Genomic DNA, 23,970 nt, shown 5'->3' with positions numbered 1-23,970 from the left:
GCTGGCAAGCCAGCTCCCACGGGCTACAAGCCGATCATACCCAGGAGCCTGTCATGACCGAATTCAAACGCATCCCGCCGCAAACGGCCCATGAGCTGCTCGCCAATGGCGCGGCCATCGTCGACGTGCGCGACGCCCAGACCTTCGCCGCCAGCCACATCCCCAACGCGCAGCACCTGGACAACCACTCGGTGCAGGACTTCATCCGCGGCGCCGACCTCGACAAGCCACTGGTAGTGGTCTGTTACCACGGCAACTCCAGCCAGGGCGCCGCCGCCTACCTGGTCAGCCAGGGCTTTGCCGAGGTGTACAGCCTGGATGGCGGCTTCGAGCTGTGGAAAGTCACCTACCCCGAGCAAACCGCGCAAGGCATCGCGGAATAAATTTTTTCTGACGCCAAGCCCCCGCCCCACGGGGCTTCGCGCGGCCTGACGAACGGTCGGCCCATAACATATCGCTCATTGCACCTTGAAGTCTGAGATTCCCAACTATCCTTAGGTTCAGGCCATCCAAAACAGGGGAGAGCCGGTACACCGACGCGCGGGTCATCGGTAGCGACTTAGAGGTGTTCTGGGGGGTATACAGCGGCCGATCGTTTCGACTGCTGCCAGCATCAACTGATTGATCCGACGTCGGCTCCACGTATCGAGCGAGGTGACGTCATGAGTATTTTTAGCCACTTCCAACAGCGTTTCGAGTCCACTCGTCAGGAAGAACTCTCGCTGCAGGAGTATCTCGAGCTCTGCAAAAAGGATCGCAGTGCCTACGCTTCTGCCGCCGAACGCATTCTGATGGCAATCGGGGAACCGGAGTTGCTCGACACGTCGACCAATTCACGGCTGTCGCGCATCTTCTCCAACAAGGTGATCCGGCGCTATCCAGCCTTCGAAGACTTCCACGGCATGGAGGAGTGCATCGACCAGATCGTCTCGTACTTCCGCCACGCCGCGCAGGGCCTGGAAGAGAAGAAACAGATCCTCTACCTGCTGGGCCCGGTGGGCGGCGGCAAATCGTCCCTCGCCGAAAAACTCAAGCAACTGATCGAGAAAGTACCCTTCTACGCCATCAAGGGCTCGCCGGTGTTCGAATCGCCCCTGGGGTTGTTCAACGCCACCGAGGACGGTGCCATCCTGGAAGAGGACTTCGGCATCCCGCGCCGCTACCTCAACACCATCATGTCGCCGTGGGCCACCAAGCGCCTGGCCGAGTTCGGCGGCGACATCAGCCAGTTCCGCGTGGTGAAGCTCTACCCGTCCATCCTCAACCAGATCGCCGTGGCGAAGACCGAGCCGGGCGACGAGAACAACCAGGACATCTCCGCGCTGGTGGGTAAAGTCGACATCCGCAAGCTGGAGGAATACCCACAGAACGACGCCGACGCCTATAGCTACTCGGGTGCGCTGTGCCGGGCCAACCAGGGCCTGATGGAATTCGTCGAGATGTTCAAGGCGCCGATCAAGGTCCTGCACCCCTTGCTCACCGCCACCCAGGAAGGCAACTACAACAGCACCGAAGGCCTGGGGGCCATCCCCTACTCCGGCATCCTGCTGGCCCACTCCAACGAATCGGAATGGCACAGCTTCCGCAACAACAAGAACAACGAGGCGTTCATCGACCGGATCTACATCGTCAAGGTGCCGTACTGCCTGCGCGTCAGCGACGAGATCAAGATCTACGACAAGCTGCTGTTCAACAGCTCCCTGTCCAAGGCCCATTGCGCCCCCGACACCCTCAAGATGCTGGCCCAGTTCACCGTGCTGTCGCGCCTCAAGGAGCCGGAAAACTCCAACATCTACTCGAAGATGCGCGTCTACGACGGCGAGAACCTCAAGGATACCGATCCCAAGGCCAAGTCGATCCAGGAATACCGCGACAGCGCCGGCGTGGACGAGGGCATGAACGGCCTGTCGACCCGCTTCGCGTTCAAGATCCTGTCCAAGGTGTTCAACTTCGACCCGCATGAAATCGCCGCCAACCCGGTGCACCTGCTGTACGTGCTGGAACAGCAGATCGAGCAGGAGCAATTCCCGGCGGAGGTGCGCGAACGCTACCTGCGCTACCTGAAGGAATACCTGGCGCCGCGCTACATCGAGTTCATCGGCAAGGAAATCCAGACCGCTTACCTGGAGTCCTACAGCGAATACGGCCAGAACATCTTCGACCGCTACGTGCTGTACGCCGACTTCTGGATTCAAGACCAGGAATACCGCGACCCGGAAACCGGCGAAATCCTCAACCGCGTGGCCCTCAACGAAGAACTGGAGAAAATCGAGAAGCCGGCCGGCATCAGCAACCCGAAGGATTTCCGCAACGAGATCGTCAACTTCGTGCTGCGCGCCCGGGCCAACAACAACGGCAAGAACCCCACCTGGCTCAGCTACGAGAAGCTGCGGGTGGTCATCGAGAAGAAAATGTTCTCCAACACCGAGGACCTGCTGCCCGTCATCAGCTTCAACGCCAAGGCCAGCAAGGAGGACCAGCAAAAACACAACGACTTCGTTACGCGAATGGTCGAACGCGGGTACACCGACAAACAGGTACGGCTGCTCTCCGAGTGGTACCTGCGGGTCAGAAAGTCGCAGTGAAGCAGCGGTAAGCTTCAAGCTGCACGCCTTGGGGCACCGCCACCGCGCCGGTGCCCCGAGGTCGCGGCCTGTAGCTTTTGACTTGCGGCTTGCAGCTTAAGGCTTGCAGCTGCCCGGAGGGCCTATGAGCTACGTGATCGACCGACGCCTGAATGGCAAGAACAAGAGCACGGTGAACCGCCAGCGTTTCCTGCGGCGCTACCGTGACCACATCAAGAAGGCGGTGGAAGAGGCGGTCAGCCGTCGCTCCATCACCGACATGGAACACGGCGAACAGATCAGCATCCCCGGCCGCGACATCGACGAGCCGGTGCTGCACCATGGCCGCGGCGGCAAGCAGACCGTCGTGCACCCCGGCAACAAGGAATTCACCGCCGGCGAGCACATCGCCCGGCCCCAGGGGGGCGGCGGCGGTGGCAAGGGCCCCGGCAAGGCGGGCAATTCCGGCGAAGGCATGGATGAGTTCGTGTTCCAGATCACCCAGGAAGAGTTCCTGGAGTTCATGTTCGAAGACCTTGAACTGCCCAACCTGGTGAAACGCAACCTCAGCGGCACGGACACCTACAAGACCGTGCGCGCGGGCATCAGCAACGAGGGCAACCCCTCACGCATCAACATCATCCGTACCCTGCGTTCGGCCCATGCCCGGCGCATCGCCCTGTCGGGCAGCAGCCGTGCCAAGCTGCGCGAGGCCAAGGCAGAACTGGAGCGGCTGCGACGGGAAGAGCCGGACAACTTCGGCGATATTCAGGAAATGGAGACGGAAATCGAACGTCTCAGCGCGCGCATCCATCGCGTGCCGTTCCTTGATACCTTCGACCTCAAGTACAACCTGCTGGTCAAGCACCCAAACCCCAGCTCCAAGGCGGTGATGTTCTGCCTGATGGACGTGTCGGGGTCCATGACCCAGGCCACCAAGGACATTGCCAAGCGCTTCTTCATCCTGCTGTACCTGTTCCTCAAGCGGAACTACGACAAGATCGAAGTGGTGTTCATCCGCCATCACACCAGCGCCCGCGAGGTGGACGAGGAAGAGTTCTTCTATTCCCGGGAAACCGGCGGCACCATCGTCTCCAGCGCCCTGAAGCTGATGCAGGAGATCATGGCCGAGCGCTACCCCACCAATGAATGGAACATCTACGCGGCGCAGGCTTCGGACGGCGACAACTGGAACGACGACTCGCCCATCTGCCGCGAGATCCTGACCAAGCAGATCATGCCGTTCGTGCAGTACTACACTTACGTGGAGATCACCCCGCGCGAACACCAGGCATTGTGGTTCGAGTACGAACGCATCGGCGAAGCCTTTGCCGACACGTTCGCCCAGCAGCAACTGGTATCGGCCGGGGATATCTACCCGGTCTTCCGTGAACTCTTCCAGCGCAGGTTAGTGACATGACCGCCAGAGAGCAGAAACGCCAACCCCTGTCCACGGGCTCCGAGTGGACCTTCGAACTGATCCAGGCCTACGACCGGGAAATCAGCCGGATTGCCGAGCGTTATGCGCTGGATACCTACCCCAACCAGATCGAGGTGATCACGGCTGAACAGATGATGGATGCCTACGCCTCGGTAGGCATGCCCCTGGGCTACCATCACTGGTCCTACGGCAAGCACTTCCTCAGCACGGAAAAATCCTACACCCGTGGGCAGATGGGCCTGGCCTACGAGATCGTCATCAACTCCGACCCGTGCATCGCCTACCTGATGGAGGAAAACACCATCTGCATGCAGGCGCTGGTGGTGGCCCATGCCTGCTATGGCCACAACAGCTTCTTCAAGGGCAACTACCTGTTCCGCACGTGGACCGACGCCAGCTCGATCATCGACTACCTGGTGTTCGCCAAGCAGTACATCATGCAGTGCGAGGAACGCCACGGCATCGACGCGGTGGAAGACCTGCTGGACTCCTGCCATGCCTTGATGAACTACGGCGTGGACCGCTACAAGCGCCCCTACCCGATCTCTGCCGAAGAGGAACGGCGGCGGCAGAAGGACCGCGAGGAGCACATGCAGAAGCAGATCAACGATCTGTGGCGCACCATCCCGAAAAGCGCGGACAAGAACAGCGAGCGTGACAACGCCCGCTTCCCGGCCGAACCCCAGGAGAACATCCTCTACTTCATCGAGAAACACGCGCCGCTGCTGGAGCCCTGGCAGCGCGAGGTGGTGCGCATCGTGCGCAAGATCGCGCAGTACTTCTACCCGCAGCGCCAGACCCAGGTGATGAACGAAGGCTGGGCGACGTTCTGGCACTACACCCTGATGAACGACCTGTACGACGAAGGCCTGGTCACCGACGGCTTCATGATGGAATTCCTGCAGTCGCACACCAGCGTGGTGTTCCAGCCCGGCTTCGACAGCCCCTACTACAACGGCATCAACCCCTACGCGCTGGGCTTCGCCATGTACCGCGACATCCGCCGCATGTGCGAAGAACCAACGGAGGAAGATCGCCGCTGGTTCCCTGAAATTGCCGGCACGGATTGGCTTTCTACCATCAAGTTTGCCATGACCAGCTTCAAGGACGAGAGCTTCATCCTGCAGTACCTGTCGCCCAAGGTCATCCGCGACCTGAAACTGTTCAGCATCATGGATGACGACCAGCGCGATGACCTGTTGGTGCCGGCCATCCACGATGAGGGCGGCTACCGCATCATTCGCGAGACCCTGGCCGCGCAGTACAACCTGGGCAACCGCGAACCCAACGTGCAGATCTGGAGCATCGACCGCCGTGGCGACCGCTCGCTGACCCTGCGCCATCAACAACATGACCGCAAACCGCTGGGCGAGTCCACCGACGAGGTGCTCAAGCACCTGCACCGGCTGTGGGGCTTCGACATCCACCTGGAAACCCTGCAGGGCGACCAAGTCATGAAGACCCACCATGTTCCCCCAAAGACGGAACACAGCGAAGGTGACTACGGACGCCTTGACCTCGCTGTCGTTCACCTCTAACCAAGGCATCTGACCTCCCCGGGCCCGGCAGACAGGTTATCCTGTCGGGTCTACGGAGGTTTTTTCATGCAGATTTTCAAAGTCGGCGGCGCGGTGCGCGACCGTCTCCTGGGCCGCCCGGTCACCGACATCGATTGGGTGGTGGTGGGCGCCACCGCCGAGCAGATGCACGCCCTGGGCTACCGGCCGGTGGGCGCGGATTTCCCGGTGTTCCTGCACCCGAAGACGGGCGAGGAATACGCCCTGGCGCGCACCGAACGCAAGAGCGGCCACGGCTACGGCGGCTTTGTGTTTCACGCAAGCCCCGACGTTACCCTGGAGCAGGACCTGATACGCCGTGACCTGACCATCAACGCCATGGCCGAGGACGATGACGGCAATGTGGTCGACCCCTACCACGGCCAGGCCGACCTCGAACAACGAATTTTACGCCACGTTTCCCCGGCGTTCGCCGAAGATCCCCTGCGCGTGCTACGCGTTGCCCGCTTTGCCGCGCGCTACGCCGAGACAGGGTTCACCGTCGCCGCCGACACACTGGAATTGATGCGCGAGCTGAGCGAATCGGGTGAACTGCAAGCACTGACCGCCGAACGCAGCTGGAAGGAAATCGCCCGGGCGCTAATGGAAAACCAGCCACAGGTGTTTATCCAGGTGCTGCACGACTGCGGCGCCCTGAAGCAACTGATGCCGGAACTGGACGCCCTGCCAACTGTACGCCTGGGCGCCCTGGAACAGGCTGCACGCCACGAACAACCACTGACCGTGCGCTGGGCATGCCTGGCAGGTGGCCTGGGCAAGGCCATCAACGAACGCTTCAAGGTGCCCCGCGACTGCCAGGAGCTGGCGATGCTGGCGGGCCAGTACGGCGAGGATGGCCGCCGCGCGCTGCAACTGGAAGCCGCACAGCTGCTGGAACTGCTGCAGGGCTTCGACGTGTACCGTCGGCCGCAGCGCTTCGAGGAGTTCATCAGGGTGGGCGAGATGGAGGCGCTCGCCCGCGGCGAAAGTTGTCCACAGGCCGATTATCTACGCGGCGCAGCGGATGCAGCGCGCGGGGTAGCGGTGAAACCCCTGGTGGAAGCCGGATATACCGGGCAACAGCTGGGCGAGGCGCTGAAAGCCGAACGCCTGAAGGCCTTGCAGGCCTACACGGTTTGAAACCGTATCGCCTGCATCGCGACCAAGGTCGGCTCCTACCCAAATCGGCGTAGGAGCCGACCTTGGTCGCGATACAGGCGACGCCAATTCAGAGACAGGTCAACTGCCGGCCGCGCCACTCGAACGGCGCCGGTGCCAGCACCTGGTCAATCTGCGCCTCGGCCCACACCTGGGCCATGGACTTGCCCACGCCCGGGTGCAGCACATCCGGCGCAATCAACGCCAGCGGCCACAGCACGAAGGCGTTCTTGAGAATCTCCGCCCGTGGCAGCACCAGGCCGTCGAAATTGCCTGCCAGGTCGCCGTACAGCAGCACGTCGATGTCCAGCGGCAAGCCCTTGCGCTCCGGCGCATAGCGGCCGTTGTCGACCTCGATGAACTTCAGCCGGCGGTCCAGCTCGATCAACGGCAGGTCGGTCAGCGCGCTGACCACCAGGTTGAAGAACGGCCCGCTCTTGATGCCCACCGGCTGGCTTTCGAACACCGCCGAGCAGTGCATGTCCTGGAGGAAGCCGGCCAGCGCATCGAGGCCGGCGCACAGGTGCGCCTCGCGGTCGATGTTGCTGCCCAGGCCCAGGTAAATCCGCGTCAGCGACATCCGCGCTCGATCTCCACGCCAACGCCCTTGGCGGCCGCAACGGCGCCAGGCTTGGTCAGTTTCAGGTGCAGCCAGGGAATATTGAATTCGCTCATCAGCACCTGCGCCAGGCGTTCGGCGAAGGTTTCCACCAACTGGAACTGGCTGGCCTCGGCAAAGGCCTGGATGCGCGTGGAAACACTGGCATAGTCCAGCGCCAGGGTCAGGTCGTCGCCTGCGGCGGCCGGGCGGTTGTCCCAGGCAAAACTCAGGTCCAGGCGCAGGCACTGACGGATGCCACGCTCCCAGTCATAGGCACCGATCACGGTGTCGACTTCCAGACCTTCGATAAACACTCTGTCCAAGCACTTCTCTCCGCAGCACGACAAGGGCGCAATGCGCCGTTAGAATCAGGGGCGTCCTCGCCCGGAATAGTTAGCATGTTTTGGTTACTGGCGATTCTCGCCTACCTGCTCGGCTCGCTGTCCTTCGCCATTGTGCTTAGCCGCGTGACCGGTAACCCTGACCCGCGCATGAGCGGCTCCGGCAACGCCGGCGCCACCAACATGCTGCGCCTGGCCGGCAGGAAACTCGCCATCCTCACCCTGCTGGGCGACCTGTGCAAGGGCCTGCTGCCCGTGCTGGTGGCCCGCCTTGCCGGGCTCGACCTGCAAGCCCAGGCCTGGATCGGCCTGTGTGCGGTGCTCGGCCACATGTTCCCGCTGTATTTCCATTTCCAGGGCGGCAAGGGCGTGGCCACTGCCGCCGGCATGATCCTGGCGCTCTACCCGCCCGCCGCGTTGCTGGCGGTGGCCGCCTGGGCGCTGACGTTCTACCTCACCCGCACCAGCTCGCTGGCCTCGCTGATCGCCACGCCCCTGACCCTGCCATTGCTGGCCTGGCAGGAGCCCCAGGCGCTGCTGCCCATGAGCGTGCTGACCCTGCTGATCGTGTGGCGCCACCGCGGCAACCTGCGCGACCTGCTGGCCGGCCGTGAACGGCATTTCTGAGCCGGACGACGGTTACAGCGCCGGCAATTGTTCCATGGGCCAGCGCGCCTGCACGCTGATGGCCAGGCTTTCGTGCTGGCCGGCCTGCAGGCGCTGGCAACCGGCGTAGGCGATCATCGCGCCGTTGTCGGTGCAGAACTGCGGACGCGCGTAGAACACCTTGCCGTTGAACTCGCCCAGCATGCTGTCCAGCGACTCGCGCAGGGCCTTGTTGGCGCTCACGCCACCGGCGATCACCAGGCGGCTGAGGCCGGTCTGTTTCAGGGCACGGCGGCACTTGATGGTCAGAGTGTCCACCACCGCCTGCTGGAACGCCAGCGAGATGTCGCTACGGGTCTGATCGCTGTCGTCCCCAGCTGCCTGACAGTGCTGCCAGGTGTTCAGGGCCGAGGTTTTCAGGCCGCTGAAGCTGAACGTCAGGCCCGGGCGATCGGTCATCGGCCGCGGGAACGTGAACCGGCCGGGCACGCCCTGGGCGGCCATACGCGCGATCTCGGGACCGCCCGGGTAATTGAGGCCGATCATCTTCGCGGTCTTGTCGAACGCCTCGCCAGCGGCATCGTCCAGGGTCTCGCCCAGCAGCTCGTACTGGCCAATGCCGTCGACGCGCACCAGCTGGGTGTGGCCACCGGAAACCAACAAAGCGACGAACGGGAATTCCGGCGGTTGCGCCTCCAGCATGGGCGCCAGCAGATGGCCCTCCATGTGGTGCACGCCAAGGGCCGGGATACCCCAGGCGAACGCCAGCGCCTGGGCGCAGGACGCCCCCACCAGCAGCGCGCCCACCAGGCCCGGGCCGGCGGTGTAGGCAATGGCGTCGATCTCGGTGGCCACGCAGTCGGCCTCGGCCAACACCTGGCGGATCAAGGGCAGCATGCGCTTCACGTGGTCACGGGAGGCAAGCTCGGGCACCACGCCGCCATAGGCACGGTGCAGGTCGATCTGGCTGAACAGCGCGTCGGCCAAAAGCCCGCGTTCGCTGTCATAGAGGGCGACGCCGGTTTCGTCGCAGGATGTTTCCAATCCCAGTACTAACATGGGTCATGGCCTTGTTGAGGCTGAATTCGAAGGCGCGCATGATAGTCGCCACTCAGGGCCCCGGCCAGCGGTTTTCGATCAGAGGCTTTGCATTCCGGGCGGGTAAGGGTTAACATCCGCAACCCTTAAAAACCGACGTACTTCAGCGCATGTTTTTGCCATTGGCACGTCGATCCCGGTAATGAATGAAGGTAGCTCTAGATGCCAGCCGTCAAAGTTAAAGAGAACGAACCCTTCGACGTAGCTCTGCGTCGTTTCAAGCGCTCCTGCGAAAAAGCCGGTGTACTGGCTGAAGTTCGTAGCCGCGAATTTTACGAGAAGCCGACTTCCGAGCGTAAGCGCAAAGCAGCTGCTGCTGTTAAGCGTCACGCCAAGAAAGTTCAGCGCGAACAGCGCCGCGCCGTTCGTCTGTACTAATACAGACTGCGTCGCAAGCTTCTGCCTCGCCCGGCCCAAAGCCGGGCTGCCGGCAGTTGTTGCTGTTGCAAGAGCCGTTGTTGCAACACCCCGTTCTGGCCTGGCCCGAGCGGCTGCCGAGGTCGCCTTGTGCGCCGAAGCAAACCTGCCTGAAACGTCAGACCTGGCCTCATCGCCAGCGTGCACGTCAGAACTGACGAGCCTTCACGGGCTGCAGACGAGCACACCCCCTTTTTCCTGTTTTCAACGTCCCGCTTCGACACCAGCCCCGGCTGATCGGATGCGACGCCGTTTCCGACAAACAAACAGGAAGGCGATACCGGCACCACGACCGGGGCGCAGTTACACTCCAGCAATGCTTCCTAGCCTGATGATGAGAGAACCATGGCCGGGCTGATTCCCCAGGGCTTCATTGACGACCTTCTGAACCGCACCGACATCGTCGACGTGGTGACTTCGCGCATCCAGATGAAAAAGGCCGGCAAGAATTATTCTGCCTGCTGCCCGTTCCACAAGGAAAAGACCCCCTCCTTCACCGTCAGCCCCGACAAGCAGTTCTACTACTGCTTCGGCTGCGGCGCCGGCGGCAACGCCCTCGGCTTCATCATGGACCACGACAACCTGGACTTCCCCCAGGCCGTGGAGGAACTGGCCAAGGCCGCCGGCATGGAGGTGCCCCGCGAAGAAGGCGGGCGCGGCCACAAGCCCCGGCAGCCTACCGACTCGCCGCTTTACCCGCTGCTGACCGCCGCCGCCGAGTTCTATCGCCAGGCGCTCAAGGGCCACCCGGCGCGCCGCGCCGCCGTGGACTACCTCAAGGGCCGCGGGCTGTCGGGTGAAATCGCCCGCGACTTCGGCCTGGGCTTCGCCCCGCCGGGCTGGGACAACCTGTTCAAGCACCTGGCCAGCGACACCCTGCAGCAGAAGGTGATGATCGACGCCGGCCTGCTGATCGAGAACGCCGACTCCGGCAAGCGCTACGACCGCTTCCGCGACCGGGTAATGTTCCCCATCCGCGACAGCCGCGGCCGGGTGATCGCCTTCGGCGGCCGGGTGCTGGGCGACGACAAGCCCAAGTACCTCAACTCCCCGGAAACCCCGGTGTTCCACAAGGGCCAGGAGCTGTATGGCCTGTACGAGGCACGCAAGCACAACCGCAACCTCGACGAGATCATCGTGGTCGAGGGCTACATGGACGTCATTGCCCTGGCCCAGCAGGGCCTGCGCAACGCCGTGGCGACCCTGGGCACGGCCACCAGCGAGGAGCACCTCAAGCGTCTGTTCCGCGTGGTACCCAGCGTGCTGTTCTGCTTCGACGGCGACCAGGCCGGCCGCAACGCCGCCTGGCGCGCCCTGGAAGCTGCCCTGCCGAGCCTACAGGACGGCCGCAAGGCGCGCTTCCTGTTCCTGCCCGAGGGCGAAGACCCGGACACCCTGGTGCGCGCCGAAGGCACCGACGCCTTCAAGGCGCGCATCAACCAGCACGCCCAGCCGCTGGCCGACTATTTCTTCCAGCAGCTGACCGAGGAAGCCGACCCGCGCTCGCTGGAAGGCAAGGCGCACATGGTCACCCTGGCAGCGCCGCTGATCGACAAGGTGGCCGGCGCCAACCTGCGCCAGTTGATGCGCAACCGCCTCGGTGAAATCACCGGCCTGAGTGGCGAAGCCGTCAAGCAGATGGCCCAGAGCGCCCCGGCCGAGGCCCCGCCACCCAGCTACGACCCGGGCTTCGACTACGACTCGGTCCCCGACTACAGCCCCGACTACGGCGATTTCCACGCCCAGCACGCGCCCCAGGAGTTCCAGCCGCAACAGCAGCAGGCCTGGACACCCAACAAGGGCGGCGGCAAGAAAGACTGGAAAGGCAACAAGGACTGGAAGGGCAAGGGCGGTCGCAATTTCGAGCCCCGGGTGCCGCCACGCGTGCCGACTTCGGTGGAACCGCCCACCCTCAGCGCCCTGCGCACCCTGCTGCACCACCCGCAGCTGGCCGAGAAGGTGGAGAACGCCAGCCACTTTGCCGACGAAGAGCACGTCTACGCCCAGCTGTTGGTGGCCCTGCTCGAAGCCCTGCAAAAGAATCCTAAGCTACGCTCTCTACAGTTGATCGCGCGTTGGCACGGCACCGAGCAGGGCAAGCTGCTGCGCGCATTGGCCGAGAAAGAGTGGCTGATTGATGCCGATAACCTTGAACAACAGTTTTTCGACACCATTACTAGCTTGTCCGCTCGCCAACGCGAGCGCTGCCTGGAACATCTGCTCAGGAAAGCTCGTCAAAGTGAATTGAGCGCAGAAGAGAAAAATCAGCTGCGCGAGCTGTTAACTCGCAATGTTCACGCACAAACCCCGACCTCAACTGGCGCGTGAGGTCCTAGCTCGGGTATAATCCTCGGCTTGTTTTTTGCCCGCCAAGACCTTCAGTGGATAGGGTGTTATGTCCGGAAAAGCGCAACAGCAGTCTCGCATCAAAGAGTTGATCACCCGCGGTCGTGAGCAGGGCTACCTGACTTACGCGGAGGTCAACGACCACCTGCCAGAGGATATTTCAGATCCGGAGCAGGTGGAAGACATCATCCGCATGATCAACGACATGGGGATCAACGTATTCGAGAGTGCTCCGGATGCGGATGCCCTTTTGTTGGCCGAAGCCGATACCGACGAAGCCGCAGCTGAAGAAGCTGCCGCGGCGCTGGCTGCCGTGGAGACCGACATCGGTCGCACCACCGACCCGGTGCGCATGTACATGCGCGAAATGGGTACGGTAGAGCTTCTGACCCGCGAAGGCGAAATCGAAATCGCCAAGCGCATCGAGGAAGGTATCCGTGAAGTGATGGGCGCAATTGCGCACTTCCCTGGCACGGTCGACTACATCCTCGGCGAATACGATCGCGTCACCAGCGAAGGTGGCCGCCTGTCCGACGTTCTGAGCGGCTACATCGACCCGGATGACGGCATCGCGCCGCCGGCCGAAGTCCCGCCGCCGATCGACACCAAGGCGCCTGCCAAGGCCGAGTCTGACGACGAAGACGAAGAAAGCGAAGGCAGCGACGACGAGGAAGAGGCCGAAAGCGGTCCGGACCCAGTCGTGGCCGCCCAGCGTTTCGGTGCCGTGTCCGAGCAGTTGGACATCACCCTGAAGGCGTTGAAGAAGCACGGTCGCGACAGCAAGCAAGGCATCGCCGAGATGCTGGCCCTGTCCGAGCTGTTCATGCCGATCAAGCTGGTGCCAAAGCAGTTCGAAGTGCTGGTAGAGCGCGTTCGTGGTGCCCTGGACCGCCTGCGTCAGCAAGAGCGTGCCATCATGCAGCTGTGCGTGCGTGACGCTCGCATGCCGCGTGCCGACTTCCTGCGCCTGTTCCCCAGCAACGAAGTCGACATGACCTGGGCCGGTGACCTGGCCAAGCGCAGCACCAAGTGGGCCGAAGCACTGGGCCGCCTGAACGCCGACATCGTGCGCTGCCAGCAGAAGCTGGTCGACCTGGAGACCGAAACCGGTCTGACCATCGTCGAAATCAAGGACATCAACCGTCGCATGTCGATCGGTGAGGCCAAGGCCCGCCGCGCGAAGAAAGAGATGGTTGAGGCCAACCTGCGTCTGGTGATCTCGATCGCCAAGAAGTACACCAACCGTGGCCTGCAGTTCCTCGACCTGATCCAGGAAGGCAACATCGGCCTGATGAAGGCGGTGGACAAGTTCGAATACCGTCGCGGGTACAAGTTCTCGACGTACGCCACCTGGTGGATCCGTCAGGCCATTACCCGCTCGATCGCCGACCAGGCGCGCACCATCCGTATTCCGGTGCACATGATCGAGACGATCAACAAGCTCAACCGTATTTCCCGGCAGATGCTGCAGGAAATGGGTCGCGAACCGACCCCGGAAGAGCTGGGCGAACGCATGGAAATGCCTGAGGACAAGATCCGCAAGGTGCTGAAGATCGCCAAAGAGCCGATCTCCATGGAAACCCCGATCGGTGACGACGAAGACTCGCATCTGGGCGATTTCATCGAAGACTCCACCATGCAATCGCCGATCGACGTGGCGACCGTGGAAAGTCTGAAGGAAGCCACCCGCGAAGTGCTCGGCGGCCTGACCGCACGCGAAGCCAAGGTGCTGCGCATGCGTTTCGGCATCGACATGAATACCGACCACACGCTGGAAGAGGTCGGCAAGCAGTTCGATGTAACCCGTGAGCGGATTCGTCAGATCGAAGCCAAGGCGCTGCGCAAGCTGCGCCACCCGACGAGAAGCGAGCACCTGCGCTCCTTCCTCGACGAGTAACACCAGAACCCCCGGCCCTGCCGGGGGTTCTGCATTGTGGGAGCTGGCTTGCCAGCGAGCTTTTTGGCCCCCATAAGGCTCGCTGGCAAGCCAGCTCCCACAACTCCGCACTCGCTCATCTGCCGTCTACACTCGAAGAACCTTTCCCGGTGCAACGAGGCCCACATGCGCGTGCTGCTATTGCTGCTCCTGCTGTGTTGGACAGCAACAGCCGATGCCCTGACCCTGACCGATCAGGAACGGGCCTGGCTCAAGGACCATCCCGAGTTGCGCCTGGGCGTGGATGCGTCGTGGCCACCGTTCGAGTTTCGTGATGCCAGCGGCCTTTACCAGGGCCTGGCTGCCGACTACATCCACCTGGTGCAGCAGGCGTTGGACGTCAAGCTCACCCCCATCGAACCCACCAGCTGGACCGAAGTGCTGCACCTGGCGCAGAAAGGCCAGGTGGACCTGCTGCCGGGCGTGATGTCCACGCCCGACCGCCAGACCTACATGGCGTTCACCCGCCCCTACCTGGATTTCCCCATCGTCATCCTGGCGCGCAAGAACGGCGCCCAACCGCGCAACCTGACCGATCTCTACGGCCTGAAGGTAGCCGTGGTGGAGAACTACGCCCCCCACGAACTGTTGCGCACCCACCACCCGGACCTCAACCTCGACCCGCAGCCCAACGTCAGCTCGGCCCTCGAAGCCTTGGCCACGGGCCAGGTGGACGCGGTGGTGGGCGACCTGGCGTCCAGCGTCTGGAGCCTGCGGCAGTTGAAATTGCAGGGTATCTACGTCAGCGGCGAGACGCCCTACCGCTACCAGTTGGCCATGGGCGTGCCGGCGGACGAGAAAATCCTCGTGGGCATTCTCGACAAGGCCCTGGCCAGCCTGACCCCGGCGCAACTCAACCAGATCCAGGAGCGTTGGGTGGGCCAGGTCATCGACCACCGCACCCTGTGGCGCGACTACCTCACCTACGGCCTGCCCGCGCTGCTGCTTATCCTCGCCGTGCTGGCCATCGTCATCCGCATCAACCGCCGCCTGAGCTCCGAGATCTCACGGCGGGTAGCCCTGGAACAGGAGCTGCGCGCCAGCGAATATCATTACCGCGGGCTGGTGGAAAGCCTGTCGGCCATTGCCTGGGAGGCGCGCACCAGCGATTTCACCTACAGCTATGTATCGCCCCACGCCGAGGCGCTGCTGGGCTACCCGCTGACGGACTGGCTGAAACCGGGCTTCTGGCGCAGCATCCTGCACCCCGCCGATGCCGCCGGGGCCGAGACCTACTGCACCCGCGAGACCGAGGCCGGCCATGATCACGTGGTCGACTACCGCGTGGTCACGGCGGACGGCCGCCACCTGTGGGTGCGCGATATCGTCAGCATGATCCGCCAGGGCCACCAGCCGGTGATGCGCGGCCTGATGATCGACATCAGCGAGATGAAGCGCACCGAGGAAGCCCTGCGCCAGTCGGAGCAGAAATTCGCCTCGGTGTTCCGCCAGTGCCCCGACATCCTGGTGATCGCGCGCCTCAGCGATGGCTGCCTGCTGGAGGTGAACAAGGCCTTCGAGGAGCAGATCGGCCTGTACGCCACCGACGTGGTGGGGCGCACCGCCACCGACCTGAACATCTGGGGCATCGACGGCGCTGGCCCGGGCCTGCTGCAGCGCCTGCAGGCCGGCAGCATCCGCAACCTGGAAATGCCGTTCCGGCGCAGCAACGGCGACATGTTCACCGGCTTGATCTCCGCCGAACCCTTCGAGTTGGACACCATCCCGGCGCTGGTGGTGGTGGTGCGCGACATCAGCCAGCTGAAGGAAACCCAGAAGCAGCTGCAGATCAGCGAGGAAAAGTTCGCCAAGGCCTTTCACGCCTCGCCCGATGGCATGCTGCTGACCCGCCAGCGCGACGGCGTGCTGCTGGAGGTGAACGAAGGCTTCACCCGCATCAGTGGCTACGCCAACCATGTGTCCATCGACCACTCCACGCTCGACCTGGGCCTGTGGGTGGACCTTAACGAGCGCAAGCGCCTGCTCGACATCCTCGAACGCGACGGTTTCGTGCGCGACTTCGGCTGCCTGATGCGCCGCAGCGACGGCGCCATTCGCCTCTGCGAGGTGTCCACCAGCCCGCTGCCCATCGGCGGCGAGCCGTGCATGCTGACCATCGCCCGCGACATCACCGACCGCCACCTGATGCAGGAAAAGCTGCAACTGGCCGCCACCGTGTTCGAGAGCACTGCCGAGGGCGTGCTGATCACCGACACCCGCCAGCGCATCACCGCAGTGAACCGCGCCTTCACCGAGATCACCGGCTACAGCGAAAGCGAAGCCCTGGGCGCCACCCCTACCCTGCTCGCCTCGGGCCAGCACGACAGCGCCTTCTACGTCGCCATGTGGCACCGCCTGACCGCCGAGGGCCATTGGCAGGGCGAGATCCACAACCGGCGCAAGAACGGCGAGCTCTACCCCTGCTGGCTGACCATCAGCGCCGTGCGCAACCCCGACTCGGCGCTGACCCATTTCGTCGCCGTGTTCGCCGATATTTCCAGCCTCAAGCACGCCCAGGCCCGCCTCGACTACCAGGCCCACCACGACCCGCTCACCGGCCTGCCCAACCGCACCCTGTTCGAGAGCCGCCTGCAGGCCTCGCTCAACCGCGAGCACGACGTCAGCGGCCAGGGCGCCGTGCTGTTCCTCGACCTGGACCGTTTCAAGCACATCAACGACAGCCTCGGCCACCCGGTGGGCGACCTGCTGCTCAAAGGCATCGCCCAGCGCCTCAAGGAACAGGTGCGCGACATCGACACCGTGGCGCGCCTGGGCGGCGACGAGTTCATCATCCTGCTGCCCGGCTTGCAGCAGGCGGCAGACGCCGAGCACATCGCCAACAAACTACTGGCCTGCTTCGCCGCGCCGTTCCAGGCGGGCGAGCACGAGTTCTTCACCAGCGCCAGCATCGGCACCAGCCTCTACCCCCAGGACGGCACCGACGTGCCCACGCTGATCAAGAACGCCGACGCCGCCATGTATCGCTCCAAGGCCAAGGGCCGCAACCGCGTCGAGTCCTACACCCGCGACCTCACCGCCCAGGCCAGCGAGCGGGTCGCGCTGGAGCATGAACTGCGCCGGGCCGTCGAGCGCGGCGAACTGAGCCTGGCCTACCAGCCCAAGTTCAGCGTGCACGACCACAGCCTGGTCGGCGCCGAGGCGCTGATTCGCTGGGCGCACCCCACCTTTGGTGACGTGCCACCCGAACGCTTCATCCCCCTGGCCGAAGAGAACGGCATGATCCTGCAGCTCGGCGACTGGGTGCTGGACCAGGCCTGCCGCCAGCTGCACGCCTGGCAGCAGCTGTACGACGGCTTCGGGCCGCTGTCGGTCAACCTCGCCGGCGGCCAGCTGCGCCAGCCCAACCTGCTCAAGCGCATCGACCAGCTGCTGCGCCAGCACCACCTGGCCCCCGGCTGCCTGCAGCTGGAGATCACCGAGAACTTCATCATGAGCCAGGCGGAGGAAGCCCTGGCGGTGCTGCACGACCTCAAGCGCCTGGGCGTGCAGCTGGCCATCGATGACTTCGGCACCGGCTACTCCTCGCTCAGCTACCTCAAGCGCCTGCCCCTGGACATCCTCAAGATCGACCAGTCCTTCGTCCGCGGCCTGCCCGCCGACCCCCATGACGCCGCCATCGTGCGGGCGATCATTGCCCTGGGCCGCAGCATGCAACTGACCGTGATCGCCGAGGGCGTGGAGAACGACGCCCAGCAACAATTCCTGGCCCGCGAGGGCTGTGAACAGATCCAGGGCTTCATCTACAGCCTGCCCCTGAACGCCGACGAATTCGCCGCGCGGTTTCTTCGTATGCGTCTTTGTGACTTTTCGGATGGCACTGGCGCGAAACCGTCGTTATAATCCGCGACCTACTGGGGGCCTATAGCTCAGTTGGTTAGAGCAGGGGACTCATAATCCCTTGGTCGCAGGTTCGAGTCCTGCTGGGCCCACCACCTACGAAAAAGCCGCGCATCTGCGCGGCTTTTTGCGTTTCAGGCCAACGCTTTTCAGCCCAGCTGCTTATACGCCCTGCCCGTCTTGTGCAGCGCCTGCTCCAGCGTCAACGGGGGCACCCAGCCCAACAATCGCCGCGCCTTGCCCGAATCTACCTGCAGCGAGGCACACAAGGTGGTGTACATGTTCTGCTTGCCCGCCAGCCTGGCCCCCCACCGCATCAGCCCATCGGGCACCGGCACCAGCCGGGGCGAGCGGCCCATGCTGGCGGCCAGGTAGCGGACGATCTGCGCCGTGGAGGCATCCTCGCCATCGGATATCAGGAACAGCTGGTTGCCCGCCGCCGGGTGGCGGGTGCACAGCACGATGAAGTCCACCAGGTTCTCCAGGGCCACCATGCTGCGGCGGTTGTCCACCGCCGCAAACGGCAGCGGCAGGCCGGAGTCCACCAGCTTCAACAGCCGCGGGAAGTTGCGCCGGGCGTGGGCGGCGTAGATCAGCGGCGGGCGGATGATGACCACGTCCATGGTCGTGCCCTGCGCCAGCGCCCGCAGGCCCTCCTCGGCTTCGAACTTGGAAATGGCGTAGTCGCCGTCCGGCACCGGTACCGAGGTTTCGTCAAAGGGCGTGCCGGTGGTGAAGGAGCCATTGACCCCTACCGAACTGATGAAGATCAGCCTTCGCACGCCGGCTGCCAGCGCCTGGCGCGCCAGGGCCAGGGTGCCTTCGAGGTTGGTGCGGCGGTATTCGGCCAACGGGTCGGGACTGGTGTCGCCCTGCAAGTTGAGGCGCGCGGCGATGTGCACCACCACCTCGATGCCCTGCAACGCGCCGGACCAGTCGGTTGCAGCGGCGATATCACCCACGGCAACCAGCGGCACGGGCCCTGCGCCCGCCGAACGGCTGGTGCCCAGCACCTGGTTGTCGTGCTGCGCTGCCAAGGCCTCGCAGACCGCCTGGCCGAGGAAGCCGGTGGCCCCCGTGACGAGTATGTTCATGGCGCTCCTGAAACCTGTTGATTGAAAATCATGATCCACGTTCCTGCACCCCCACCTCGGTGACGCCCTTGCTGGGGGCCCGCTGCGCCAACCGTGCGCCCAGTTGCTGGCCCTTCAGTTCCACGTAGCGATACGTGAGCAAGGACAGCCCTACCACCATCAGCAGCACCGCCACTGCCAGCAGGTTGTTGAGCAACACGCTGCCGGTGTCCACGTAGCGCTTGGGGCCAATGAACGGGGCGAACGGCGTGCCGGTGAGCTTCTGCAGCACCATGAAGCAGGACACCACGCAGAACCACACTGCCGCGTGGGTCATGTAGATGGAGTAGGAAATCTTCCCGATCAAATGAAAGACCCGCCCCTGCAACAGTCGGGAAACGGCACCACCGTCAAACGCATACACAACCACCACCGCGCAGAACAGCACGCGGGCCAGCGGCATTTTGTTGTCGAGGCTGGAGATGAGTAACGCCACCACCAAGGCCACGGACAACAATTCAAGCCCGGTGAAGCAGGCAAAACCGGCGCGGATCCGCGTGCTCAGCCGGCGGTAGGCCATGTAGGCCAACGCCCCTCCGAAGAAGCACAACAGCCCACGCAGGGCCTTTGGCGTCAGCCCGCCGAGTTCCAGGTACAGCGCCAGCGCGGCCAGCGCGGCGATGGCTGCCCAGCCCCACAGCCGCGCGCTGCCGCGCAGCAACAACGCCGCCAGGAACACCATGTACAGGTAGTACTCGATGCTGATGCTCCAGGCCGGATAGTTGAACGACAGCGCTTCGGTAAAGCCGGTCCACGACTGGACCAGCAGGGCGTTGGGCAATATTTCCGAGAGCGCGGTGGCCCCGCTGAACGGCTTCGAGTTGAACGCGAGCCCCTTGCGCCAGGCAATCGCCTTGCCCACCTCCAGCACGATGAACACCAGCAGCATCACCCAGTGCAGCGGGAACAGGCGCAACGAGCGGGTGATGAAGAAACGGCTGAAGTCCACGCGGTCCTTGCTGCCGTAGGCGTGGGCCAGCACAAAGCCGCTAAGCACGAAGAAAAATTCCACGAACAGGTCGGCGTTGCGGAAAAACTCCAGTTCGGTGAAGCTGCCCGGCAAGCCGATGTGGTACGTCACCACCGCCAGCGCGAACAGGCCGCGAAAGCTGTCCAGCGCCTGGAACCTGTTTGCGCCTTGCATGGCTGCGCCCCATGTGGAACCTGCAAGCCAAGCGTAGCCGCTCAGGCCTGCCTCGCGCGGCCAATCTTCACGACGTTCATCGGGCAAACAGGTACACTGACGCAGCTGTATCAATGTGTTTCGAAAAAAGAAGACGGTCAAAAACCGCCGCGGTCGCGCCACTGTAGTCGGCACCATGCCGTAAGCCAGACCTTTTTTCGACCTATCCACCGTAACCGGGACGCGTAATCCCTGAGGTAATCATGGCCTATAGCACTACTTCGCAAACCGACATCTCGATTCCGACCATTCCCCTGGGTGAGATCCTGCCCTGGGCGATCTTCGGCGGCCTGCTGCTGATGCTGGCAATCTACTTCGTTGGCGCTGAACAAGGCGCCACCGCGCTGTTCAAGGGCATGTACGTCCACGAGTTCGTGCACGACGGTCGCCACCTGCTGGGCTTCCCCTGCCACTGATCCCTTCGAGGTGTTTCACATGACTGGTCGTTTACTCGTCAGGGGCATGCTCGTCGGTCTGTTGGCCGGCATCCTCGCCTTCGGTTTTGCAAAAATATTCGGTGAACCCCAGGTTGACCGTGCCATCGCCTTCGAAGAAGGCATGGCGCACATGCACGGCGACGCCGAGGAACCCGAGCTGGTCAGCCGCGAGGTGCAGAGCACCTTCGGCCTGCTGACCGGCGTGGTGGCCTACAGCGTTTCCCTGGGTGGCATCTTCGCCCTGGTGTTCGCCTACTCCCTGGGCCGCATCGGCAAGGTCGGCCCGCGTGGCCTGTCGGCGCTGCTGGCCCTGGCGGCCTTCGTGGTGCTGATCCTGGTGCCGGAAATCAAATACCCGGCCAACCCGCCGTCGGTAGGCAACCCCGACACCATCGGGCTGCGCACCCAGGTCTTCTTCATGATGCTGCTGGTATCGGTGGTGGCCGCGGTCATCGCCGTCAACGCCGCGCGCAAGGTCATCGCCACCTCTGGCGTGTGGGCTGGCGCCATCGCCGGCGTGGCCCTGTACCTGGTGATCATGGCCGTGGCCGGTGCGCTGTTCCCCACCATCAACGAAGTGCCGGCGAACTTCTCGGCCGACGTGCTGTGGAAATTCCGCACCTCGTCGCTGGGCATCCAGCTGGTGCTGTGGACCACCGTCGGCCTGGTGTTCGGGCCGGTGGCGGAGCGGTTGCTGCAACCCAAGGCGCGCTTTGCCCACGCCTGATCCACGCTGCTCGAAGAGAACCGCGCTCCGGCGCGGTTTTTTTATGCCTGCAGTCTCGCCCGGCTACCTCCCCGTAGCCGCTGCCGCAGGCTGCGCCGGCCCTAAGCCTCGACGCAAGCTCTCCAGCGTACGACATGGCCAGCGCAGCCTGCCGGCAGCGGCTACGGAGTGCAATCTGGACAGTGAGCCGATTAGCTGACTTAATCGGCTCACAAAATGAGCCGATTAGGGCGTCATTCAAGCCAGTATGGATGGCATATCCGCCACTACAACATGACCGACCTACGCACCCTCCCCCTCGACGAAATCGACCGCAAGCTGATCGCCGCCCTGCAGATCAACGCCCGCGAAAGCGTGGCCGTGCTCGCTCGCCAGCTGGGCATCGCCCGCACCACGGTGACCTCGCGCCTGGCGCGCCTGGAGAAAGGCAAGGTCATCACCGGCTACGGCGTGCGCCTGGGCCAACGCCTCGCCGATGGCGGCCTGCAGGCCTACGTGGGCATCACCGTGCAGCCGCGTTCGGGCAAGGAGGTGGTGCGCCGCCTCAGCGCCATGGGCCAGGTGCAACAGCTGTGCGCGGTGAGTGGCGAGTTCGACTACGTGGCCTGGCTGCGCACCGACTCGCCGGAGCAACTGGATCAATTGCTCGATCAGATCGGCAGCGTCGACGGGGTGGAAAAAACCACTACGTCGATCATTCTCAGCAGCAAGGTCGACCGCGGGCAACCAGTCTGATCAAGGCTTTCGTCATATTGCAGCGAATCACGTCATTACGACGACAATCTGCGCCTTAATTACGACACGACCGCTCCCTAAAATGGCTGGCATCCCTTTCCTATACTGAAAGATCCGCTCAGTAGCCGCCCATAAGGTCGACCATGACTCAGCACAACCGCCACCCCGCCGACGGCAAGAAGCCGATCACCATCTTCGGCCCGGACTTTCCCTTCGCCTTCGACGACTGGATCGAGCACCCGGCCGGCCTGGGTGTGATTCCCGCCGAGCACCACGGCGCCGAGGTGGCCATTGTCGGTGCGGGCATCGCCGGGCTGGTGGCGGCCTACGAATTGATGAAGCTGGGCCTCAAGCCGGTGCTGTACGAGGCCTCGAAAATGGGCGGCCGGCTGCGCTCGCAAACGTTCGAGGGCACCCAGGGCATCGTTGCCGAACTGGGTGGCATGCGCTTTCCGGTGTCCTCCACGGCGTTCTACCACTACGTCGACAAGCTGGGGCTGGAAACCCGTCCGTTCCCCAACCCGCTGACCGCCGCCTCCGGCAGCACCGTCATCGACCTCGAGGGCCAGACCCACTACGCCCGCAGCATCGCCGACCTGCCAGCGCTGTTCCAGGAGGTCGCCGACGCCTGGGCCGACGCCCTGGAGGCCGGCTCGCAGTTCAGCGAGATCCAGCAGGCCATCCGCGACCGCGACGTGCCGCGCCTGAAAAGCCTGTGGAACACGCTGGTACCGCTGTGGGACGACCGCACCTTCTATGACTTCGTCGCCACCTCCAAGGCGTTCGCCAAGCTGTCCTTCCACCACCGCGAGGTGTTCGGCCAGGTGGGCTTCGGCACCGGCGGCTGGGACTCCGACTTCCCCAACTCGATGCTGGAAATCTTCCGCGTGGTGATGACCAACTGCGACGACCACCAGCACCTGGTGGTGGGCGGCGTCGAGCAGGTGCCCCTGGGCATCTGGCGCCATGTGCCGGACAAATGCGCGCACTGGCCCGCCGGTACCAGCCTCAGCTCGTTGCACCACGGCGCGCCACGCTCGGGGGTGAAGAAGATTGCCCGCGACCCGGACGGCCGCTTCGCCGTCACCGACAACTGGGGCGACACCCGCCATTACGCCGCAGTGCTTGCCACCTGCCAGAGCTGGCTGCTGACCACGCAGATCGAGTGCGAGGAGTCGCTGTTCTCGCAGAAGATGTGGATGGCCCTGGACCGCACCCGCTACATGCAGGCGTCAAAAACCTTCGTGATGGTCGACCGGCCGTTCTGGAAGGACAAGCACCCGGAGACCGGCCGCGACCTGATGAGCATGACCCTGACCGACCGCCTCACCCGCGGCACCTACCTGTTCGACCACGGCGACGACAAACCGGGGGTGATCTGCCTGTCGTACTCGTGGATGAGCGATGCGCTGAAGATGCTCCCGCACCCGGTGGAAAAACGCGTGAAGCTGGCGCTGGACGCCCTGAAGAAAATCTACCCTGACGTCGACATCGCCGGGCATATCATCGGCGACCCCATCACCGTCTCCTGGGAAGCCGACCCGCACTTCCTCGGCGCGTTCAAGGGCGCGCTGCCCGGCCACTACCGCTACAACCAGCGGATGTACGCGCACTTCATGCAGCAGGACATGGCGGACGAGCACCGGGGCATTTTCATCGCCGGCGACGACGTGTCCTGGACCCCGGCGTGGGTGGAAGGCGCGGTGCAGACTTCGCTCAATGCGGTGTGGGGCATCATGAAACACTTCGGCGGCCACTGCCACGCGGACAATCCGGGGCCGGGCGACGTATTCAATGAAATCGGCCCCATCGCCCTCGCCGAATAAGGAGCGC

The 23,970-nt window shown here is 63.7% G+C and carries 19 protein-coding genes and 1 tRNA gene; 15 read left to right on the top strand and 5 right to left on the bottom strand.

The annotated features are described in order from the left end of the window. Positions 1-53: 53 nt before the first annotated feature. From glpE to ACWKWX_RS04465, 5 genes are all read left to right on the top strand, one after another. Complete coding sequence (glpE, locus tag ACWKWX_RS04485; RefSeq protein ID WP_416427168.1) at positions 54-383, top strand: thiosulfate sulfurtransferase GlpE; 330 nt, start codon at positions 54-56, stop codon at positions 381-383. Positions 384-662: 279 nt separating this feature from the next. Continuing rightward, positions 663-2,585 (top strand): PrkA family serine protein kinase, encoded by a 1,923-nt coding sequence (locus ACWKWX_RS04480; RefSeq protein WP_158153224.1) that lies wholly within the window; start codon positions 663-665, stop codon positions 2,583-2,585. A 124-nt stretch (positions 2,586-2,709) separates the two neighbouring features. After that, the gene (locus ACWKWX_RS04475) at positions 2,710-3,984 is read left to right on the top strand and encodes a YeaH/YhbH family protein (RefSeq protein WP_416427169.1); all 1,275 of its coding nucleotides are present in this window, start codon (positions 2,710-2,712) and stop codon (positions 3,982-3,984) included. Then, positions 3,981-5,543, top strand: a complete 1,563-nt coding sequence (locus tag ACWKWX_RS04470; protein WP_473004674.1) for a SpoVR family protein — start codon at positions 3,981-3,983, stop codon at positions 5,541-5,543. The genes ACWKWX_RS04475 and ACWKWX_RS04470 overlap by 4 nt, the downstream gene beginning before the upstream one ends. Before the next feature lie 66 nt (positions 5,544-5,609). After that, positions 5,610-6,701: a tRNA nucleotidyltransferase/poly(A) polymerase-related protein gene (locus ACWKWX_RS04465; protein WP_483827101.1), complete on the top strand. Its 1,092-nt coding sequence runs from the start codon at positions 5,610-5,612 to the stop codon at positions 6,699-6,701. Positions 6,702-6,789: 88 nt separating this feature from the next. On the opposite strand, the gene folK is transcribed toward ACWKWX_RS04465, so the two are convergent. Then, a complete protein-coding gene (gene folK, locus ACWKWX_RS04460; RefSeq protein ID WP_483827100.1) occupies positions 6,790-7,299 on the bottom strand; it encodes a 2-amino-4-hydroxy-6-hydroxymethyldihydropteridine diphosphokinase in 510 nt (169 codons plus the stop codon). Next, positions 7,290-7,643 carry a dihydroneopterin aldolase gene (gene folB, locus ACWKWX_RS04455; protein WP_416427173.1) on the bottom strand — a complete coding sequence of 118 codons (354 nt, stop codon included), beginning with the start codon at positions 7,641-7,643 and terminating at the stop codon, positions 7,290-7,292. The genes folK and folB overlap by 10 nt, the downstream gene beginning before the upstream one ends. Positions 7,644-7,718: 75 nt before the next feature. Between folB and plsY the strand changes: the two genes are divergently transcribed. Then, positions 7,719-8,288, top strand: coding sequence for a glycerol-3-phosphate 1-O-acyltransferase PlsY (gene plsY, locus ACWKWX_RS04450; protein WP_416427174.1), 570 nt, complete (start codon positions 7,719-7,721; stop codon positions 8,286-8,288). Positions 8,289-8,300: 12 nt separating this feature from the next. On the opposite strand, the gene tsaD is transcribed toward plsY, so the two are convergent. Next, positions 8,301-9,326 carry a tRNA (adenosine(37)-N6)-threonylcarbamoyltransferase complex transferase subunit TsaD gene (gene tsaD, locus ACWKWX_RS04445; RefSeq protein ID WP_416427175.1) on the bottom strand — a complete coding sequence of 342 codons (1,026 nt, stop codon included), beginning with the start codon at positions 9,324-9,326 and terminating at the stop codon, positions 8,301-8,303. A 201-nt stretch (positions 9,327-9,527) separates the two neighbouring features. Between tsaD and rpsU the strand changes: the two genes are divergently transcribed. The 5 genes from rpsU (at position 9,528) to ACWKWX_RS04420 (ending at position 18,017) form a co-directional block, all read left to right on the top strand. Then, positions 9,528-9,743, top strand: coding sequence for a 30S ribosomal protein S21 (gene rpsU, locus ACWKWX_RS04440; protein WP_002551877.1), 216 nt, complete (start codon positions 9,528-9,530; stop codon positions 9,741-9,743). 384 nt (positions 9,744-10,127) lie between these two features. Then, the gene (gene dnaG, locus ACWKWX_RS04435) at positions 10,128-12,110 is read left to right on the top strand and encodes a DNA primase (RefSeq protein ID WP_473004677.1); all 1,983 of its coding nucleotides are present in this window, start codon (positions 10,128-10,130) and stop codon (positions 12,108-12,110) included. A 67-nt stretch (positions 12,111-12,177) separates the two neighbouring features. After that, on the top strand, positions 12,178-14,025 hold the full coding sequence (gene rpoD / locus ACWKWX_RS04430; protein ID WP_416427177.1) for an RNA polymerase sigma factor RpoD: 1,848 nt from the start codon (positions 12,178-12,180) through the stop codon (positions 14,023-14,025). Positions 14,026-14,190: 165 nt separating this feature from the next. Then, the gene (locus ACWKWX_RS04425; RefSeq protein WP_483827099.1) at positions 14,191-17,925 is read left to right on the top strand and encodes a bifunctional diguanylate cyclase/phosphodiesterase; all 3,735 of its coding nucleotides are present in this window, start codon (positions 14,191-14,193) and stop codon (positions 17,923-17,925) included. Positions 17,926-17,940: 15 nt separating this feature from the next. Beyond that, positions 17,941-18,017 (top strand) — tRNA-Ile (locus ACWKWX_RS04420). 54 nt (positions 18,018-18,071) lie between these two features. On the opposite strand, the gene ACWKWX_RS04415 is transcribed toward ACWKWX_RS04420, so the two are convergent. Together ACWKWX_RS04415 and ACWKWX_RS04410 are read right to left on the bottom strand one after the other, a co-directional pair. Next, positions 18,072-19,016 (bottom strand): NAD-dependent epimerase/dehydratase family protein, encoded by a 945-nt coding sequence (locus ACWKWX_RS04415; RefSeq protein WP_416427179.1) that lies wholly within the window; start codon positions 19,014-19,016, stop codon positions 18,072-18,074. A 28-nt stretch (positions 19,017-19,044) separates the two neighbouring features. Continuing rightward, complete coding sequence (locus ACWKWX_RS04410; protein WP_483827098.1) at positions 19,045-20,199, bottom strand: acyltransferase family protein; 1,155 nt, start codon at positions 20,197-20,199, stop codon at positions 19,045-19,047. A 242-nt stretch (positions 20,200-20,441) separates the two neighbouring features. Here ACWKWX_RS04410 and ACWKWX_RS04405 point away from each other — a divergent pair, with 242 nt between their 5' ends. The 4 genes from ACWKWX_RS04405 (at position 20,442) to ACWKWX_RS04390 (ending at position 23,963) form a co-directional block, all read left to right on the top strand. Further along, entirely contained in the window at positions 20,442-20,654 is a 213-nt protein-coding gene (locus tag ACWKWX_RS04405; RefSeq protein ID WP_268147755.1) for a CbtB domain-containing protein, read from the top strand. A gap of 19 nt (positions 20,655-20,673) precedes the next feature. Beyond that, positions 20,674-21,402: a CbtA family protein gene (locus ACWKWX_RS04400; RefSeq protein ID WP_416427182.1), complete on the top strand. Its 729-nt coding sequence runs from the start codon at positions 20,674-20,676 to the stop codon at positions 21,400-21,402. A gap of 273 nt (positions 21,403-21,675) precedes the next feature. Next, positions 21,676-22,137, top strand: a complete 462-nt coding sequence (locus ACWKWX_RS04395) for an Lrp/AsnC family transcriptional regulator (protein WP_416427480.1) — start codon at positions 21,676-21,678, stop codon at positions 22,135-22,137. Positions 22,138-22,280: 143 nt separating this feature from the next. After that, complete coding sequence (locus ACWKWX_RS04390) at positions 22,281-23,963, top strand: flavin monoamine oxidase family protein (protein WP_483827097.1); 1,683 nt, start codon at positions 22,281-22,283, stop codon at positions 23,961-23,963. The last annotated feature ends 7 nt before the right edge of the window (positions 23,964-23,970 follow it).

It is taken from the genome of Pseudomonas imperatae (genome assembly GCF_057128625.1).
Note: the sequence above shows the minus strand (reverse complement) of the source record. Positions and strands in the feature narration are given on the sequence as shown.

Excerpts from the sequence above, each read along its gene's own strand:
- glpE (WP_416427168.1), top strand. The coding sequence starts at position 54 with ATGACCGAATTCAAACGCATCCCGCCGCAAACGGCCCATGAGCTGCTC.
- ACWKWX_RS04480 (WP_158153224.1), top strand. The coding sequence starts at position 663 with ATGAGTATTTTTAGCCACTTCCAACAGCGTTTCGAGTCCACTCGTCAG.
- ACWKWX_RS04475 (WP_416427169.1), top strand. The coding sequence starts at position 2,710 with ATGAGCTACGTGATCGACCGACGCCTGAATGGCAAGAACAAGAGCACG.
- ACWKWX_RS04470 (WP_473004674.1), top strand. The coding sequence starts at position 3,981 with ATGACCGCCAGAGAGCAGAAACGCCAACCCCTGTCCACGGGCTCCGAG.
- ACWKWX_RS04465 (WP_483827101.1), top strand. The coding sequence starts at position 5,610 with ATGCAGATTTTCAAAGTCGGCGGCGCGGTGCGCGACCGTCTCCTGGGC.
- folK (WP_483827100.1), bottom strand. The coding sequence starts at position 7,299 with ATGTCGCTGACGCGGATTTACCTGGGCCTGGGCAGCAACATCGACCGC.
- plsY (WP_416427174.1), top strand. The coding sequence starts at position 7,719 with ATGTTTTGGTTACTGGCGATTCTCGCCTACCTGCTCGGCTCGCTGTCC.
- tsaD (WP_416427175.1), bottom strand. The coding sequence starts at position 9,326 with ATGTTAGTACTGGGATTGGAAACATCCTGCGACGAAACCGGCGTCGCC.
- rpsU (WP_002551877.1), top strand. The coding sequence starts at position 9,528 with ATGCCAGCCGTCAAAGTTAAAGAGAACGAACCCTTCGACGTAGCTCTG.
- dnaG (WP_473004677.1), top strand. The coding sequence starts at position 10,128 with ATGGCCGGGCTGATTCCCCAGGGCTTCATTGACGACCTTCTGAACCGC.
- rpoD (WP_416427177.1), top strand. The coding sequence starts at position 12,178 with ATGTCCGGAAAAGCGCAACAGCAGTCTCGCATCAAAGAGTTGATCACC.
- ACWKWX_RS04425 (WP_483827099.1), top strand. The coding sequence starts at position 14,191 with ATGCGCGTGCTGCTATTGCTGCTCCTGCTGTGTTGGACAGCAACAGCC.
- ACWKWX_RS04415 (WP_416427179.1), bottom strand. The coding sequence starts at position 19,016 with ATGAACATACTCGTCACGGGGGCCACCGGCTTCCTCGGCCAGGCGGTC.
- ACWKWX_RS04410 (WP_483827098.1), bottom strand. The coding sequence starts at position 20,199 with ATGCAAGGCGCAAACAGGTTCCAGGCGCTGGACAGCTTTCGCGGCCTG.
- ACWKWX_RS04405 (WP_268147755.1), top strand. The coding sequence starts at position 20,442 with ATGGCCTATAGCACTACTTCGCAAACCGACATCTCGATTCCGACCATT.
- ACWKWX_RS04400 (WP_416427182.1), top strand. The coding sequence starts at position 20,674 with ATGACTGGTCGTTTACTCGTCAGGGGCATGCTCGTCGGTCTGTTGGCC.
- ACWKWX_RS04395 (WP_416427480.1), top strand. The coding sequence starts at position 21,676 with ATGACCGACCTACGCACCCTCCCCCTCGACGAAATCGACCGCAAGCTG.
- ACWKWX_RS04390 (WP_483827097.1), top strand. The coding sequence starts at position 22,281 with ATGACTCAGCACAACCGCCACCCCGCCGACGGCAAGAAGCCGATCACC.